This window comes from Gluconacetobacter tumulicola (genome assembly GCF_014174215.1).
Classification (GTDB): Bacteria; Pseudomonadota; Alphaproteobacteria; order Acetobacterales; family Acetobacteraceae; genus Gluconacetobacter; species Gluconacetobacter tumulicola.
Window position 1 is genome coordinate 71,587 of the sequence record NZ_JABEQL010000007.1, and the last position, 16,693, is coordinate 88,279.

Annotated in this window: 15 protein-coding genes; 6 read left to right on the plus strand and 9 right to left on the minus strand. The window is 66.2% G+C overall.

Going from position 1 to position 16,693, the window contains the following annotated elements; genetic code table 11:
- Positions 1–326: 326 nt before the first annotated feature.
- The gene (locus HLH29_RS07245) at positions 327–1,415 is read left to right on the plus strand and encodes an LLM class flavin-dependent oxidoreductase (protein WP_182965272.1); all 1,089 of its coding nucleotides are present in this window, start codon (positions 327–329) and stop codon (positions 1,413–1,415) included.
- A gap of 100 nt (positions 1,416–1,515) precedes the next feature.
- Here HLH29_RS07245 and HLH29_RS07250 read toward each other — a convergent pair whose 3' ends face one another.
- From HLH29_RS07250 to HLH29_RS07265, 4 genes are all read right to left on the minus strand, one after another.
- Positions 1,516–2,565: an ABC transporter substrate-binding protein gene (locus HLH29_RS07250; RefSeq protein ID WP_182965273.1), complete on the minus strand. Its 1,050-nt coding sequence runs from the start codon at positions 2,563–2,565 to the stop codon at positions 1,516–1,518.
- 32 nt (positions 2,566–2,597) lie between these two features.
- The gene (locus HLH29_RS07255; protein ID WP_338030197.1) at positions 2,598–3,146 is read right to left on the minus strand and encodes a flavin reductase; all 549 of its coding nucleotides are present in this window, start codon (positions 3,144–3,146) and stop codon (positions 2,598–2,600) included.
- Complete coding sequence (locus HLH29_RS07260) at positions 3,136–3,834, minus strand: peroxiredoxin-like family protein (RefSeq protein ID WP_182965274.1); 699 nt, start codon at positions 3,832–3,834, stop codon at positions 3,136–3,138. Before HLH29_RS07260 ends, HLH29_RS07255 begins: the two co-directional genes overlap by 11 nt.
- Before the next feature lie 98 nt (positions 3,835–3,932).
- Positions 3,933–4,826 (minus strand): LysR substrate-binding domain-containing protein, encoded by an 894-nt coding sequence (locus tag HLH29_RS07265; RefSeq protein ID WP_182965275.1) that lies wholly within the window; start codon positions 4,824–4,826, stop codon positions 3,933–3,935.
- Between the two features lie 155 nt (positions 4,827–4,981).
- On the opposite strand from HLH29_RS07265, the gene HLH29_RS07270 reads away from it, so the two are divergent.
- Genes HLH29_RS07270 through HLH29_RS07290 form a run of 5 tightly spaced genes read left to right on the plus strand, consistent with a single transcriptional unit; the run spans position 4,982 to position 10,161 of the window.
- Complete coding sequence (locus tag HLH29_RS07270; RefSeq protein ID WP_182965276.1) at positions 4,982–6,073, plus strand: LLM class flavin-dependent oxidoreductase; 1,092 nt, start codon at positions 4,982–4,984, stop codon at positions 6,071–6,073.
- Between the two features lie 11 nt (positions 6,074–6,084).
- Complete coding sequence (locus HLH29_RS07275) at positions 6,085–7,095, plus strand: NAD(P)-dependent oxidoreductase (RefSeq protein WP_182965277.1); 1,011 nt, start codon at positions 6,085–6,087, stop codon at positions 7,093–7,095.
- Between the two features lie 36 nt (positions 7,096–7,131).
- Positions 7,132–7,962 (plus strand): class II aldolase/adducin family protein, encoded by an 831-nt coding sequence (locus HLH29_RS07280; RefSeq protein ID WP_182965278.1) that lies wholly within the window; start codon positions 7,132–7,134, stop codon positions 7,960–7,962.
- 5 nt (positions 7,963–7,967) lie between these two features.
- Positions 7,968–8,567 carry a cysteine dioxygenase family protein gene (locus tag HLH29_RS07285; protein ID WP_182965279.1) on the plus strand — a complete coding sequence of 200 codons (600 nt, stop codon included), beginning with the start codon at positions 7,968–7,970 and terminating at the stop codon, positions 8,565–8,567.
- Between the two features lie 4 nt (positions 8,568–8,571).
- Positions 8,572–10,161 carry a rhodanese-like domain-containing protein gene (locus tag HLH29_RS07290; RefSeq protein WP_182965280.1) on the plus strand — a complete coding sequence of 530 codons (1,590 nt, stop codon included), beginning with the start codon at positions 8,572–8,574 and terminating at the stop codon, positions 10,159–10,161.
- Positions 10,162–10,195: 34 nt separating this feature from the next.
- Here HLH29_RS07290 and HLH29_RS07295 read toward each other — a convergent pair whose 3' ends face one another.
- The 5 genes from HLH29_RS07295 to HLH29_RS07315 all read right to left on the minus strand — a co-directional run bounded on the left by HLH29_RS07295 (position 10,196) and on the right by HLH29_RS07315 (position 16,588).
- Positions 10,196–11,356, minus strand: a complete 1,161-nt coding sequence (locus HLH29_RS07295) for an acyl-CoA dehydrogenase family protein (protein WP_182965281.1) — start codon at positions 11,354–11,356, stop codon at positions 10,196–10,198.
- 36 nt (positions 11,357–11,392) lie between these two features.
- A complete protein-coding gene (locus tag HLH29_RS07300) occupies positions 11,393–12,358 on the minus strand; it encodes an ABC transporter substrate-binding protein (RefSeq protein ID WP_246373919.1) in 966 nt (321 codons plus the stop codon).
- 148 nt (positions 12,359–12,506) lie between these two features.
- Positions 12,507–13,502, minus strand: a complete 996-nt coding sequence (locus HLH29_RS07305; RefSeq protein ID WP_246373921.1) for an ABC transporter substrate-binding protein — start codon at positions 13,500–13,502, stop codon at positions 12,507–12,509.
- 11 nt (positions 13,503–13,513) lie between these two features.
- Positions 13,514–14,308, minus strand: coding sequence for a class II aldolase/adducin family protein (locus HLH29_RS07310; RefSeq protein ID WP_220791420.1), 795 nt, complete (start codon positions 14,306–14,308; stop codon positions 13,514–13,516).
- A gap of 126 nt (positions 14,309–14,434) precedes the next feature.
- Positions 14,435–16,588, minus strand: a complete 2,154-nt coding sequence (locus HLH29_RS07315; RefSeq protein ID WP_182965283.1) for a TonB-dependent siderophore receptor — start codon at positions 16,586–16,588, stop codon at positions 14,435–14,437.
- Positions 16,589–16,693 lie beyond the last annotated feature (105 nt).

The following is a 16,693-nucleotide window of genomic DNA, read 5'->3' on the forward strand; positions in this document are numbered from 1 at the left end:
TAAATGCAAAATTCTAGTGCAAAAATACAACAGTTTAAGATATTAAAACAGAATAATTTCGAATTTTAATATGACTGTGCGATAAGAATGTCTATAATTTATTTCTGTAATGGAATTATATATTTCGATCGATACTGAAATTATTTTCATATCGCCATGGTTTATGGAATGTCGATGATAGAAAAGGGATTTTCGGTCTGGAGGCCGCCGGTGAGCCGGTGACAGGTGACTGGCGATGGATCGAGACTTGATCCTTTCTCGTATGACAGGGACGGCATGGTCGCCGATACTTCCGCCATTCTCATGCCGTGGAAGGGAGGCTTGCCGTGCCTGTGAATTTTATCGGCTATATCGGCTTCAACAACAGTTCGGAACTGCATGCCGGCGTGCGCAGCCGGTCGCTGGATGGCGATTACGTGCGGGCAGCTTTGCGGGTGCAGGAAGATGGCGGGTTCGATCGGGTGCTGATCCCGTTCGGGTCGAATTCTCCGGAAAGCCAGCTTGTCGCCGCCTATGGCGCGGCGCTGACGACCCGGCTGGGATTCCTGGTGGCCCACCGGCCGGGCTTTACCCAGCCGACGCTGGCGGCGCGCCAGCTTGCCACGCTGGACCAGCTTTCCCAGGGGAGGGTCGCGGTGCATATCATCACCGGCGGCGCTGATGAGGAAATGGCGCGGGACGGCGATGTCGGCACCACCAAGGCCGAGCGTTATGCGCGCAGCGACGAATATCTGGGCATTTTGCGGCAGGAGTGGTCGGCGCCCGCGCCGTTCGATCATGACGGCCGCTATTACCATATTCGCCAGGCCTTCAGTTCGGTCCACCCGCAGAACCTGCCCGTCTTCTTCGGCGGTACCTCGACGGAGGCGATCGAGGTGGCGGGGCGGCATGCCGATGTCTATGCCACCTGGGGCGAAACCCTGGATGCAACGCGCGAGATCGTGGCGCGTGTCCGCGCGTCGGCCGCGCGCCATGGCCGGTCGATCGGATTTTCCCTGTCGCTGCGGCCGGTAATCGCGGACACCGAGGAGGCTGCGTGGAAGCGCGCGGCGGATATCGTGGAACAGGTACGCGCGAACCGCGAGCGAGCGGGTCTGCCGACCAGTGGCCACACGCCGCCCAATGACGGATCGCGTCGCCTGCTGGAAACGGCATCCGGCCTGCGGCGCGACAAGCGCCTGTGGACGGGCATCGCGCAACTGACCGGGGCTGCCGGCAATTCGACCGGACTGGTGGGCACGCCCGAACAGGTGGCCGACGCGCTGCTGGATTATCATGCCCTGGGGATTGAAAATTTCCTGATCCGGGGCTTCGAGCCGCTGAAGGATGCCGAACGCTACGGGCGCGAGCTGATTCCGCTGGTACGCGAACGCGTCGCCGCCCTGGATGCGCGGGCGAACGCCGCTGCCGGATAATCCCGTCGCGCCTGCCGGGGCCGATACCCGTGCGAACTGGCGGCCCCGCGTCAGGCAGACAGGGCTGCCGCGGCCGTCAGGCCAAGCCCGTTGGAGCCGGTCACGCCGCGAAGAGATCCTGCGTGACCCGCTGGGCATAACGGGACGTATCGAGCGAGGGGCGGAACACGCCGATCTGTTTCAGCGCATCGGCGTAACGCACGATGTCGTCGCGGAAGGATGATCCCAGGGTCTGGTGGTGATGGCCCTGGACCCGGATCATCTGGGCAAGATCCTCCGCGCTGGCGTGGGCGGCATAGGGCTTGAAGATCTGGCCGGCCTCTTCGGGATTGCAGGCGAGCCAGGCCCCGGCCTCCAGGATCGCGCGGGTCACCGCCATCGCGACCGTGGGTTCGTTACGGATCAGGCTGCCGCGCAGGCCGATGACGCAGCAGGCGATATGGGCCCATTCGCCATGCATGTTGCTGTCGATCTCGACCAGTCCGAACTGCCGTTTCTGCAGATAGGAAAATGGGTCGCCATCGGTGATGGCCTGCACCTCGCCCCGTTGCAGCGCGACGGGCAGCAGATCGGCCGGATATTGCCGCCATTGCACGTCGGATTCCGGGTCCACGCCTGCTTCCTTCAGCCGGATGCCGAAGAAATTCCGGTCCGGACCGCCAATATCCGTCACGCCGACGGTCTTGCCCCGCAGGTCAGTCAATTGCCTGATCCCGCCATCGGGCGGGGCCAGCAGATACATGCAGCCCGCGTGCAGGCCGGCGACCAGCTTGACGTCGAAGCCCTGCTGCAACGGTTTGAGCCAGCGCAGCGCCATGCCCGGCGCGCCGTCGGCCTTGCCGGTCGACAGGGCTTCCAGCAACTGGTCGGTGGCACCAGCGAAATTCACGTAATCGACGTCCAGATTGTAGCGCGCGAAAAAGCCCTTCGCCTTGGCCACCGGCACCGCGGCGGTGCAGATCGCACTTTGGTTCCAGGCGATGGTCAGCTTGCGGGTCGGCCCGGCCACCGGCGGCACGTCGCTCCTGCCGGCGGCGGCGCAGCGGGCCCCGTCATCCGCCCGGGCCAGGCCCGGCACGAAGGGCAGCGATGCAACGCCCAGGGATGCCCCCAGCAGCGTACGGCGGGACAGGCTGTTCATATCGGACATTGATCTGGCCTTGAATGACGACATCCCGCGCGTTACTCGGCGGGCAACAGGTGAAAGCGGCGGGAGAACCAGGCCAGGCCGTGGCGTGCTCCGGAATGCAGGCCGATCGACCGGACCCGGCAGAACAGCACGTCATGGCTGCCCGATGCGTGCAGCGCGTCGATCGTGCAATCCAGCGTAACCGGCGCGTCCGCCAGCAGCGGCGCACCGGTCACGTCGTCGCGCCATGTGCCGTGGCTGAATTTTTCCTCGGCCGACAGGCGGCTGCTGGCGAAGGTGCCGGCGAGCGCATCATGCCCCCGGCCCAGGATGCTGATGCCGATGATGCCATTGCGCAGGAAGGCCCCGTGCGAGCGATTGGCCCGGTTGAGGCAGACCAGCACGGTCGGCGGGTCGTCACTGACGCTGGTGATCGCCGATACGGTCAGCCCATGGCACCCGGCGGCACCGTCCGTGGTGACCAGGACCACAGGCGCGCCCAGCAGGCTCATGGCGTCGCGGAAGGCGTCGCGGCTGACGTCCGTTCCAATATCCGTCACGATAGTCTCGCTGGCCAGCGCCAGGCCCGTGTCACGCGGCACGGGACGCGCCCCCCGCCGACAGATCCAGCGCCGCCAGGATTTCGGCCGCCTCGGTCCGGTCCATCCAGTCCGGTGAAATGTCCACGAAGCGCGCGACCCGGCCGGGATCGACGATGACGATCGCCGGCTTGGGCAATTCCCACGATCCGGTGCCGTTGAGCTGCTGGCTGGTGCCGCCCTTGGCCTCGGCCGCCGCGCGCGAGGCATCGTCGAAGACATAGGTGATGCCCAGCGCGCGGGATAGCGCCAGACCGGGATCGCTCAGCACCGGAAAGGGCAGGGCATGCCGGGCGACAATCTCGCCCAACAGGGCTTCCGGCTGAGGCGAGATCGCGGCCAGGGCGATACCGGCCCGCGCCAGCGCGGTCCATAATGTGTCCCTGTAATAGGGCAGGGCGATGTTGCAGGCCGGACAGGTGGCGAAGCGGAAGAAGATCAGGACCGCCGGCCCGTTCGCGACCAGCGCATCCAGTTCGACCGGGCCGCCGTCCGTTCCGCGCAGCGTCGAGGGCGGGAGGATGTCGCCGGCCTGGACATGACGTGTCGCCGCATGCTCGCGCACCAGCGTCTGCCGCTGATTGACGTTGATCGCCAGGGCTTCGGGCGCCCAGCTTCGCCGGCGCTCGTCCTCGAGCGTCTGGAAACGTTCGCGCAACGTCGGGGCAGTATCGGAACCGGAAAGGCCCATGGGAAATGTCCTGCGAAGGGAAAGGAATAGCTGAACTTATGGATCAGGGCGGCTGATCCATTCCAGGGAGTTTCCCTAAAGCGAGAGTTGGGCATTCCTTATGGATGGTCGGCGGCCTCGGACAGAAGGTCGCCGAGATCGCGTGCCGCGTCGCTCAACTTGTCCCGCTGGACCAGGATGGTTTCGATGTCAGGAACATCGGGCAGGATCCCCGGCGGAATGGTGGGCAAGCCTTCGGCCGTCGCGAAGCGGCGCGTGCGGCAACTGGCACCCAACTGCCCCCTGATCCCGGCGCGCAATGCCGGAAGATTGGGGGTTTCCAGAACGATCCGATAATTCCGCCGCGCGCCGGTCAACGCCCGCAAGGCGGCGTCGCGGAAGCGGCAGGGCGGTTCGAGCAGGACCAGCGGCAGTTCTTCCTGCTCGGTGGCCGCGGGATCGCCCAGCCAGACCATCCTGTCATGGCCGACGACTTTCCAGGTGGCGCCCGGCCGGTCGCCATGCTGGCCCAGGCACAGCACCAGGTCGAGGCGCGAGCGGTCGAACATCTCCAGCAGTTCGGCGGTCCCTCCCACGCGGATGACCAGGCGGGCACGGGGATGTTCCATCCGGAAGCGGACGAGCACGTCGGGCAGGATCGTGTCGGCGAAATCCTGCACCATGCCGATCGTGATCGGCTCGGGATCATCGGTCAGGCCGAGATTGTGCACGATCTGGTCATTCAGCGCGAGCAACTGCCGCGCGTAGCCGACCAGATCCTCTCCGGCCGCCGTCAGGGTCAGCCGGCGGCCGTCGCGGCGGAACAGCTTCTGCTGCAACAGATCTTCCAGCCGTTTCATCTGCAGGCTGAGCGCGCTCTGGGTCAGGAAGATGATGTCGGTCGCCTGCGCCATGGAACCCGCCTCGGCAATCGCCACGAACGAACGCAGCAATTCAGTAGGGATATTCCGCGTTGCTCGATGTGGCGCCGCCACCGTGGCGGTCTGGGACATGGCGGGAAATCTCCACTGCAATGAGAAACCGCAAACGCTCATATTAACGATTCAAAAGCGTTTGATGATCATTTCTGACTTGATGAAGATCTGATTGCAAGTGTTATATATCTCAAATAACGTAAATAAATCGTTCAATTTCCGATGAGGTCAGGATGACTGTGGAGTTTATCGGCTTTGTCAACGGCCGGAACCAGTCGGAAACCATCCCGCCATCCGGTCCCGTCATTGACCTGGCGCATGTCGAGGCTACGGCGAAGATCCATGAGAATGGAGGGTTCGACCGGACGCTGATCGCCTTTCATTCCAATTCGCCCGACAGCCTGCTCCTGGCGCAGCATGTGGCTGCCGTGACACGCGATCTGGGCGTGCTGATCGCGCACCGGCCCGGCTTTACCGCGCCGACGCTGGCGGCGCGGCAACTGGCGACGCTGGACCATCTGACGCGCGGGCGGGTGGCGGTCCATATCATCACCGGTGGCAGCGATATCGAATTGCAGGCCGACGGCGACCACACCACCAAGGCCGAGCGCTATGTCCGGACCGACGAATATCTGGAGATCGTCCGGCGCGAATGGTCGGCCCAGGCGCCGTTCGACCATCAGGGCCGCTTCTATGATGTCCGGGGCGCGCATTCCCTGGTCCGTCCCTATCGCGAGGTCGGTATCCCGGTCTATTTCGGCGGCTCGTCGGACGAGGCGATCGCCGTGGCGGGCCGGCACGCCGACGTCTATGCCCTGTGGGGCGAGACCTACGAACAGGTGAGCGAGACCGTCTCCCGCGTGCGCGAGGCGGCGGCGCGGCACGGGCGCACGCCCCGCTTCTCCCTGTCGCTGCGGCCGATCCTGGCGGAGACCGAGGACGAGGCGTGGCGCAAGGCCGACCGGATACTGGAGACCGCACGCGCCTTGCAGGAGCGCACCGGATACGCGCGCCCGGCGGTGATCCCGAACGAGGGGTCGCGCCGCCTGCTGGCGGCGGCCGAACAGGGGGCGCGGCTGGACAAGCGCCTGTGGACCGGCATCGCCGCCCTGACCGGCGCGCGGGGCAATTCGACCGCGCTGGTCGGCACGCCGGACCAAGTGGCGGACGCGCTGCTGGATTATTACCGGCTGGGAATCTCGACCTTCCTGATCCGCGGTTTCGATCCGTTGCTGGATGCCTATGTCTACGGACGGGACCTGATCCCGCGCGTGCGCGCCCTGGTCGCGGCCGAGGACCGTGCCGCGCCGGGTCGCGCGGCATAGGGCGCGCGGTCATGCCCGCTGATGTCTCGCCGCTTGTCGTCGTCAACCATCTGGGGCCGGAGGTGGGCGACGCGCTGGGCCGGTTCGGCGATCGCCTGCGCGTCGTCGCGGGCAGCCGCGAGGCCGAGGCCCCCTGGGACTGGACCGCGCTGGGCGCCGAGCGGGCCGACATCCTGCTGACGGGCCCGTCGCGCAACTGGAAGCAGGCCCCCACCGAGCAGCCGGTCGCATGGGCGTCCGGTCGCCCCGGGGGGCCGCTTTGGGTGCAGATCGCCTCGGCGGGGGTGGACGGGTTTCCGCCCTGGCTGCTGCGCGGGCGGATCGTCACCTGCGGGCGGGGCGATGCGGCGGTGCCGATCGCCGAATATGTGCTGACGGCGCTGCTGCTGCGGGCAAAGTGGCTGGACGCGCTTCGTCCCACGGAGCCGGAGGACTGGACCCGGAACGCCATCGCGACCCGGGACCTCACGCCGCTGGGTTCCCTGGAGGGGCAGGTGCTGGGGGTGGCGGGCTATGGTGCCATCGGCCGGGCCGTCGCGGCGCGGGCGCGCGCCTTCGGCCTGTGCGTCCTGGCCTGGCGGCGCAGGGCGTGGGCCGGGGACGATCTGGCCGAACCCGTCGGCAGCCTGGCGGAACTGGCAGCCCGGGTGGATCATCTGGTGCTGGCGCTCCCCCTGACGCCCGAGACGGCGGGGTGCGTGGATGCCGAGGTGCTGGCACGCGCCCGGCCGGGGCTGCATCTGGTCAATGTCGCGCGGGGGGCGCTGGTCGACCACGCGGCGCTGCTGTCGGCCCTGGACCGGGGGCAGGTTGGCTTCGCGACGCTGGACGTGACCAGCCCGGAGCCGCTGCCGGCGGGCCATCCCTTCTACACCCATCCGGCGGTGCGGCTGACGCCGCATATCTCGTGGTCCGGTCCGGCCGTGCGGGCGAATTTCGCCCGGAAACTCATGGAAAATATCGAATCATTCCTCGATGGCCGGCCATTGCGCGACGTGGTCGATGCGACCCGTGGATATTGAGTTGACAGTGAAGCGAACGAAAGGGGACTCCCCGACATGAATGCTCCGGTTCTCACCGGTCGCGCGCGCGGCGCGGCCCCGCCGGCACCGCCGGTTTCCACCCAGGCGCGGGAGCGTCGCCTGGAACCGCGCCCGCCGGCGGCATCGTTCGCGGAAGAGCGCCTGCATCGCAAACAGCGGCTGGCCGCGACCTTCCGCCTGTTCGGCCGCTATGGTTTCGATCAGGGCCTGGCGGGGCACGTCACGGCGCGTGATCCGGAATTTTCCGACCAGTACTGGATCAATCCGCTGGCCGTCCATTTTTCGCAGATCCGGGTCTCCGATCTGCAACTGGTGGACCATGACGGCACGATCCTGATCGGCGACCGTCCGATCAACACGGCCGGCTTCACCATCCATTCCGCCTTGCACAGGGCGCGACCGGACGTGATCGCGGCGGCCCATACGCATTCGACTTATGGCAAGGCCTTTTCCGCGCTGGGAACGGAGCTTTTGCCGATCACCCAGGATTCCTGCGCATTCTTCGAAGACCATGCCGTATTCGATCCGTTCAGCGGCGTGGTGCTGGACGATAGCGAGGGCGAAAGGCTGGCCGCGACGTTGGGCGATCGCAAGGCGGTGATCCTGCAGAATCACGGGCTGCTGACCGTCGGGCCGACGGTCGAGGCCGCGGCCTGGTGGTTCATCACCATGGACAATGCGGCGCATGCCCAGCTTCTGGCCCAGGCGGCGGGACCCGTCAGGCCCATCGCGCCCGAAATCGCGCGTCTGACCGCCAGTCAGGTCGGCACGCATCAGGGCGGCTACCACTCCTTCCAACCCCTGTGGGACTGGATCGTCGCACAGGAACCCGATCTGCTGGATTGACCGACATGACATCGATTGCCCGACTGAGAGACTTCGTCGTCCGCTTCACGGTATTGCACGAGCGCGGCCTGGACCGCGACGCCTTGCAGCAGGAAGGGGCGGGACTGCTGCGCAGCCTGGTGGCGCAGGACGACTGGCTGCCGGAGGAATTCGCCCAGCCGCATCCCGAACGCTACAGCCAGTACCTGCTGCATTGCGATCCGCTGGAGCGGTTTTCCGTCGTCAGCTTCGTCTGGGGACCGGGGCAGAAGACGCCGCTGCATGACCATCGCGTGTGGGGGCTGATCGGCATGCTGCGCGGGCGCGAGAGCGAGACGCAGTTCGTCCGCGACGCAGACGGCCGGTTCCGCGCGGGCGAGACCAGCTATCTGGAACCGGGCGAGGTCGCGCTCCTGGCCCCGGGCGTGAACGACTACCACCAGGTCGCCAATGCCCTGACGGATCGGACCTCGATTTCGATCCATGTCTATGGCGACAATATCGGCGGCGTGTCGCGCGCGACCTACGACCCCGAGACGGGGGCGGAGAAGAGCTTCATCTCTGGCTATTCCAGCGCGGTGGTGCCCAATCTGTGGGACCGCTCGAAGAACAAGGGAGCCGATTAGGGCCATGACGTACCCCGCAGCGCCCACGCTGTCGCCGGACGACGTCCGGCGCCGCCTTCGCGAGGGCGAGGAAATCGCCCTGCTCGATCTGCGTGAAGAAGGTCCATTCGCGGCCGGCCATCCGCTGTTCGCGCTCAACCTGCCGCTGGGGCGGATCGAGGAGCGGATCGCCGGCCTGATCCCCCGCCGCGACGCGCCGGTCGTGCTGTATGACGACGGGGAGGGGCGCGTGGCGCGGGCGCTGCCCGTGCTGGCGGTGCTGGGCTACAGCCAGGTGGCCGTCCTGGAAGGCGGGTTGGCCGGCTGGCGGCAGTCGGGCGGCGAGATCTTCATCGACGTCAATGTGCCGTCCAAAGCCTTCGGCGAACTGGTGGAGCATGTCCGCCACACGCCGTCGATCCCGGCGCGGGAGCTGCACGACCGGATCGCGCGTGGCGACGATCTGGTGATTCTCGATGCAAGGCGCTTCAGCGAATACACTGTCATGTCGATTCCGGGTGGACGTTCGGTGCCGGGGGCGGAACTGGCATTGCGCGTGCGCGATATCGCACCCTCGGCCGAAACCACGGTGGTGGTGAACTGCGCGGGCCGCACGCGCTCGATCATCGGCACCCAGTCGCTGGTCAATGCGGGCATCCCCAATCCGGTCGTGGCGCTGCGCAATGGCACGATCGGCTGGACGCTGGAAGGGCTGGCGCTGGATCGCGGCGCGACCCGCCGCGCGGGCGACGCGACGCCCGGCAACACGGCACTGGCGCGGCAAGGCGCCGCGGCACTGGCGGAGCGGACGGGTGTGCGGGCGATCGACGCCGGCGGCCTGCGTGCCTTGGCGGCGGACCCGGCGCGCACGGTCTATCGTCTCGATGTTCGATCGCCCGAAGAATACGCGCACGGCCATCTGGCGGGCTTCCGCTCGGCCCCCGGCGGCCAGCTTGTCCAGGCGACCGATGAGTGGATCGGCGTGCGGCACGGCACGATCATCCTGACGGACGATGACGGCGTGCGCGCCCGCATGACCGCCCACTGGCTGCGTCAGCTTGGCTGGCGTGAGGTGTACGTGCTGGATGACTGGTCCAGCCTGCCGCGCGAGACCGGGCCGGAGCCGTCGCTGCTGGCGGCCCCTCTGCCGGAGGTGGAGACGATCGCACCATCCGACGTCGCGGCGCTGGGCGACGGGGTATGGGTGATCGACCTGGCCACCAGCCCGGAATTTCGCAAGGGCCATGTGCCGGGGGCACGCTTCGCGATCCGTGCCGACCTGCCGGGCCACCCTGCGCTGACGGATGTGCGGGATGTGGTGCTGACATCGCCTGACGGGATCGCCGCGCGTTTGGCAGCGGCGGAACTGGTGCGCGCCAGCCTGCGCGTGCGGGTGCTGGAGGGAGGAACGCAGGGCTGGCGCGATGCCGGCCTGGAACTGGAAAGCGGGTTCGATCCCGCGACCGCCCTGTCCGGCACCGACGATGTCTATAAGCGCCCCTATGAGGGGACGGATAACGCCGCCGCCGCGATGCAGGCCTATCTGGATTGGGAATTCGGGCTGGTCGCGCAATTGGAGCGCGACGGAACCCATGGATTCAGCGTGCTGGAATGACCCTGCGATCCTGATACCCGGCAGGGCCGCCCTGTCAGCTCAGGGCGGCCCTGCCGGCGGTGCTGAGCGCGCTGTCGCCCTGCGGCGTATGGATCCGGCCGCAGAGCACGTCGCGATAATGGCGTTCCAGCGGATTGTCCTGGCTCAGGCCCGGATTGCCGATCGCCGCCACGGCCTTGCCGACGGCGGCGATGGCGTTTTCGGTCACCAGATGTTTGACCAGCCCGGCATCGCTGTCCGCGTGCTCGCCGCTGTCCTCGCGGGCCAGCGCGTGGTCGATCAGGGCGCGGTTGGTCAGCAGCAGGGCGTCGATCTCGCCGATCAGGGTCTGGAAGCGCGGCAGGGTGGCCAGCGGCGCCCCCAGATTGCTGGGCGCGCGCTCGTGCAGGAACCGGACCAGCCAGTCGCGGGCCGCGCGTGCCACCCCGTCATAAAGCGCCCCGATGACGACGGCATGCCAACTGGCAAGCTGCACGGCGTCGTCGGGCGCGGCTGCCGGCGGGTTCAGGTTGACCAGATAGCGTTCGGGGATCGCGACATCCTCGAAGATGATGGTGTGACTGCCGGTCGCGCGCATGCCCATCTGGTGCCAGCTTTTCTCGATCCGCACGCCGGGCAGGTCCAGCGGTACCAGCACCTGCCCGACGCGCGGCGCCTCACCCTCCGTGCGCGCCCACGCCACACCCCAGCGCAGGGCCGTCGAGCCGGTCGAGAAGATCTTGCGCCCGCTGATGCGCCAGGTCGCGCCGTCATGCCGGACGGTGGTGGCCGGCAGGCCGCCGCGCGCCGGGGTCCCCAGTTCCGGTTCCACGCGCAGCGCGTTGATCAGCGCGCCCTCGTGCCGGATGCTGCGGAACAGTTCCGCCTTGACGTCCGCCGGCCAGCGATCCGAGCGGACGACAGCACCCGATTGCAGATACTGCATGGACACGATCAGCGCGGTGGAGGGGTCGCCGCGCGCGATGCGGCTGACGACCTCCAGCACGGTGCGGAGCCCGATCGCGAGGCCGCCATAGGCGCGGGGCAGGGTCAGCGCCAGGAAACCCGCGTCGCGCAGATCCGCCAGATTATCCAGCGCGATGTCGCCCGAACGGTCATATTCCGCGGCGCGCGCCGCGAAACGCGGTACCAGCCGGTCGAGCGCCGCCCAGTCCGGCGTGTCATGCTGCGCCCGCGCGGCCGGTAATGTGTCCATGCGTCCGTTCTCTTTCGTCATGTCCTTCGCCCCGGATCAGGGGGAAGCAAGGGTTTCGTCGAAGGCCGAATCGACGCTGCCGGCCCCCTGCACCAGTCCGGCCTTGCGATAGCTGTCCAATGTCGCCTGTTCCTGCTCCGCGACATGGTGATCCAGCGGCACAGGGGCCGCGATCAGTTTTTCAGCGACGGCCAGGGCCACGTCGCCCGGCAGTCCGGTCTGCCGGGCCAGTATCGTGGCATAGTCGGAAAGATGCGCATGCCCCCAGGCATAGGCCTGGGTCACGCGCCGGTAGAAATCGGCCAGTTGCGCACGCTTGCCGCCCAGCGCCGCGTCATTCGCGACGAAGAAACTGTTGCCGGGCAGAAGGCCGCCGCCATTCACGACCTCATGCCCGTGGGCATGCAGGACTTCCAGCGAGACATAAGGTTCCCACGTCGACCAGGCGTCGAGCGTGCCGGCATCCAGCGCGGCCTTTGCCTGGGCCGGGGTCAGGAACACGATGCGGGGCGCGGGCGGCGGGATGGCGCCGCTCTGGATCAGGCGCAGCAGCAGCAGATGCCCGATCGAGCCGCGCCCGGTGGCGATCCGCTTGCCGGAGAGCCCGGCGGCATCATGGATCGGCGAGCCGGCCGCGACCACGACGGCCGTTGACCGGCCACCGCCGCGCGGCGGCAGCAGGAAGGCGGCTTTCACCGGCAGGCCGGAGCCCCAGGCGAACAGGAACGGGCCATCGCCGGCAATCCCGGTATCGACCGCTCCGGCACCGAGCGCCTGCAACAGGGGCGCCGCGGCTTCGAATTCGGTCCAGCGGATGCGATAGGGCAGGTCCCGGTCGGCGCCGGCTGCCTCCAGCAATGCCTTCTGCTGTCCTTTCTGGTCTGCGACGACCAGTTCGTCCTCGGCATGGGCTGGCGCAATGCGGCAGGACAGACCGGCGGCGACGGCCCCGACAAGGAACATCGTGGTCAGCAGCGGGAAAGGCTGGCGCGTCAATTTCATACCGTGTCTCTGAACGGGCAGGGGGAGGTCCCTCACCCTGCCGCGCGGTCCCGGACAACACAATTAAATCACGACAAAGTTTTGTATGAATTAAAATCACCTGACAATGCCGCGTGGTTCATGAGGTCCTGCCCGGGCCTGATCCTGGTCAGGCCGTCAGGAGCGATGCCAGGGCCGGGGAGAAGACGGCGTTGACCCGGATGCCTGCGGGTAACACGCCGGCGTGGGCGAATGCGTCTGCGACGGACTGGGCGCCGGCGATGTCGGCATCCGTCCAGGCGCGCAGATGATAGGGGCGGTTGTGACCTTGCAGATAGGCCAGCACGATCGGTTCCGGGACCTGGATCACCGGCGACACGATCCGGGCCCAGCCCGGCTTGTCGGCGGCAAGGGTGGCATAGGCGCGGCCCAGGCGGCGAATATAGTCGGCGGCGGCATGGCGGAAGGCCGGATCGTCCAGCCGGCGCGGATTGGCGCCGATGAAATAATGCCCGGACAGGATATCCCTGGCGCTTTCCAGAATCCGTGCGGTGCCGTCATTCTCCAGCGTCTGGATGGCATAGCCGTAGGTCGCCCACGCATCCAGACTGCCCGCCTTCATTGCGGTCAGGCCCTCGCTCATGCCCAGCGCTACCGGATGGATGTCCGCGAAGCTCATGCCGTGCTGTTCGAGCATGCGGATCAGGAAATAATGGGCGGTGGTCGCCTTGATATAGCCCACGCGCCGGCCGCGCAGGTCGGCCACCGAACGGTAGGGGCTGTGCAACGGGGCCAACACCGCCTGATCGGTGGTCGGACCGTCCATGGTCGCGACGACGGCGACCTGTGCACCGGACGCCGCGGCGAACACCATGGGGATCTCGCTCCAGCCGCCCAGGTCGATCGCATCGGCATTGATCGCCTGGGCGATCAGGTTGCCGGAATTGAATTCGCTGAACTGGACCCGATAGGGAAAATCGGCCTGTCCCGTCGCGGGCAGGAGCGTACTGTCCTGCCCGCGAAAGGACGCCACGCGCAGCGTGACGCCCGACAGATCAGGCGCATCGGCGGCGCGCGGCGACGACGGAAGTGCCATGGCCAGGGCGCTGCCGCTGAGCAGACGCGTAAACTGGCGGCGTGTCGGCCGGTGCAGGCTGTGGAACATGACGGCCTCCTTCAACTGTCGAAACCCGGTGCGTGGCGCGCCACGCGGCGCAGCGCCGCCTCCCAGATCAGATCGTCCAGCTCCCGCTTGCCCTCGACCGGCTGCCGGCTGCGGTCGATCTGCTGGCGCACCGTGTCCTGCGCGGCCTGCGGGGCCAGAAGCACATTGTCCCGGCCGATGGACAGGGTCCGGACCTGCGCCGTGCAGGCCGTTTCGAGCTGATGGATCCGTCGCCATGCCCGGCCCGGGCTGTGGCCGAGGGCGAGCGTGCCGTGATTGCGGAGCAGCATGAAATGCCCATCGCCCAGATCGGCGACCAGACGTTCCCGTTCGTCGAGATCAAGGGCGATGCCTTCGTAATCATGATAACGCAGGGACGGAATGACAGTCAGTGCGCGCTGGTTAAGCGGCAGCAATCCTTCGGCATGGGCCGAGACGGCCATCCCGTCCGCCGTATGAAAATGAATGATGAAGCGGGCGTCGGGACGCGCGGCATGAATGGCCGAATGGATCACGAAGCCCGCATAATTGATGCCGTATGCGCTGGGTTCGACGATGGTGCCGTCCAGGTCGACCTTGACCAGGCTGGATGCCGTGACTTCCTCGAACAGCAGGCCGAACGGGTTGATCAGGAAATGATGCGCCGCGCCGGGCAGGCGTGCCGAGATATGGGTTGCCACCAGATCGTCCCAGCCATGGAGGGCAGCCAGACGATAGAGCGCCGCCAGATCCACACGCAGCGCCCATTCGCTATCGGAAATGCCGTTGACCGGAGCAGACAAGGCGGGACGGGAAAGAACGGTCATCGGAACCTCGCGATCATGCATATGCATGATCATTCTAGATGCCGGCCCGACGGGAACGAGTGAGAAAAAATCATGATTCCATCGATTTTTTCTCGATAATATGGTGGCCCCTGGTTCAGGGGCAGGTCAGAGATCCAGCCGCGCGCTGAGAGCGACCGTGCGTGGCGCCCCCGGGAAAAGCTGCAGTGCGCCCCGGCTGACCCAGTAGCGTTCGTTGCCGATATTCTCGACCGCCGCCCGGAAGGTCAGACGGTGCCGGTCGACGCGCGTGACATACTGGGCGCCGACCGTACCCAGCATATAGGATTGCAGTCGGAAGCTGTTCGACGGATTCAGCCATCCGGCGGATACGTAGTTCATTCCGCCATGGACGCTCAGGCCCTTTACCCACGGCAGGGTGTAGTCTGCGGCGACATTCGCCTCGAACGGCGAGGTGGATTCGGCCTGTTTGCCCTGATAGGGTGTGCCCGCGCCATAGCGTGCGTCCAGATAGGTCAGGCTACCGGTCAATTGCAGGTCGCGCGTCGCCTGGACCGTTCCGCCGGCTTCCACCCCCTGGTAGCGGACAAGGCCCCCTTGCTGCTGCACATTATTGGAATCGACATAGGCCGCGATGCTATCGAGCCGGTAGAGCGCCAGCGTGCCGCTCCACCGGGTTTTCTGCACCTTCACGCCCAGTTCGTATTCCTGGCTGCGCATCGGCGCGAAGACCTGATACGCATTCCCTGCCGTCGCGGCAGCCTGGGTGCCTGACTGCATGGCCTCGACATAGCTGAAATAGGCGTTGATATCCGTCTCGGGCTTGTAGGAGAGCGAGACGACGGGTGTTACGGGATTATTCTGTCGGGCTGCCGTCCGTCGTCCGCTGCCGTCGGTCGCGTAATCGTTTTCGATATAGTCCGTATAGCGTGCTCCTGCCAGAAGGGACCAGCGATGCCACGTGATGGTATCGCTCCAGAAGGGCGCGACCTGCGTGTAATCGACGTAGTTGTAGAGCTTCGGATTATAGAAATGCGCGTTGGTGTTGGTCGGCCGTGCGGTGTGGATATTCCCGTATTGATAGGGCTGGTAATAAGCCGCGTTGGCGTCGGCGTCGAATTTCTGGTACAGCCACATGATACCCGCGACGACGTCATGGTGCAGAGGTCCGGTTTCGAATCGCCCTTCTGTGGTCTGCTGTACCTGGTGGTAGGTGAAGACCCGCGTCATCTGGAACGGGCGGTTCAGGTAGTCGCCACGATTGTCAAGGAAGGTTATGGCATTCGACGGAAAGCGCTCGTCGAGATGCGAGTAGGCATAGGCCAGGCGGGAAGTCCAGCGTGGTGCGAACTGCCAGTCGAAGCCGGTGTTGAAATGCTTGAGGTCATTGCGTTTCCATGAATCCGGGGCGCCAAGCTCCGCCCGGCCGCTGATCGGGGTCAGCGATGTCAGTCCGCTGCTCACGGTCACCCCGTTGACCATGCCGGTCTGCAGGGTGTTGAGGTAGAAACTGTCGAAATGCCAGTCGAGCGCGTCGGTGATCTTCACCTTCAGCGCGCCCGATATCGATGTCGAGCGGATATAGCTGCCGTTATACTGGTTGCCGATCTCGTTCGCAGCCACGAAGCGATAGGTTACCCGATCTGACGACCCGATCGGGCCGCCGGCGTCCAGGCTCTGACGGAACGCGGCATCGGACCGATAGCCGGCTTCGATCCCCAGTTGCGGCGCATCCACCGGCTTCTTCAGCTGGAAATCCAGGACCGCGCCGGGCGAACCGAACCCGTAGAGGAAGGCCGACGCACCCTTGGTCAGCTGGAACTGGCCGAAATTGGCCATCGGCAGGTCGATGAACCAGTACGGGATTGCGAAACCGTCGATCTTGTATCCGTTGGTCCAGTCGAGATCGAGGCCGCGGACGCGAAAGCTTGCACCCGACGCAGTCGATCCGCCGTTCGAATTTTCCTGCACGCCAGGCTCGGCGCGGAAGACATCGTTGATATCGACGGCCTGCATCTGTTCGACCTTCGCGGCCGATACGATGCTGAGAGAGAACGGCGTGTCGAATTCCGAACGCGACCCCAACGCGCCCATCGCAGCATGGGCCGCCAGGCGCGGACGATGCGGATTGGCATGCACCGTGATCGCTTCAGCTGTCGCCCTGGCGCCGGCCGTGGGCGCGGCCTTTGCTTTGTGCCCGGGGGGCGCCGCATGCGCGTGCTGGAGCGCCGTATGGGGCAGGAGTACGAACATCGTGGCGACGATGCTGGTGCCTGTCGTCAGGTGGAAGGTCCGTATCATGAATTTGGGCCCTGTCCGGCGTGGCGCCCACGGCCGGGATGCATTGGGGATGGTGATCGGCCGGAGCCGTCTCATGAACTGGGCTGTCACCTGGCCCGAAGGGCG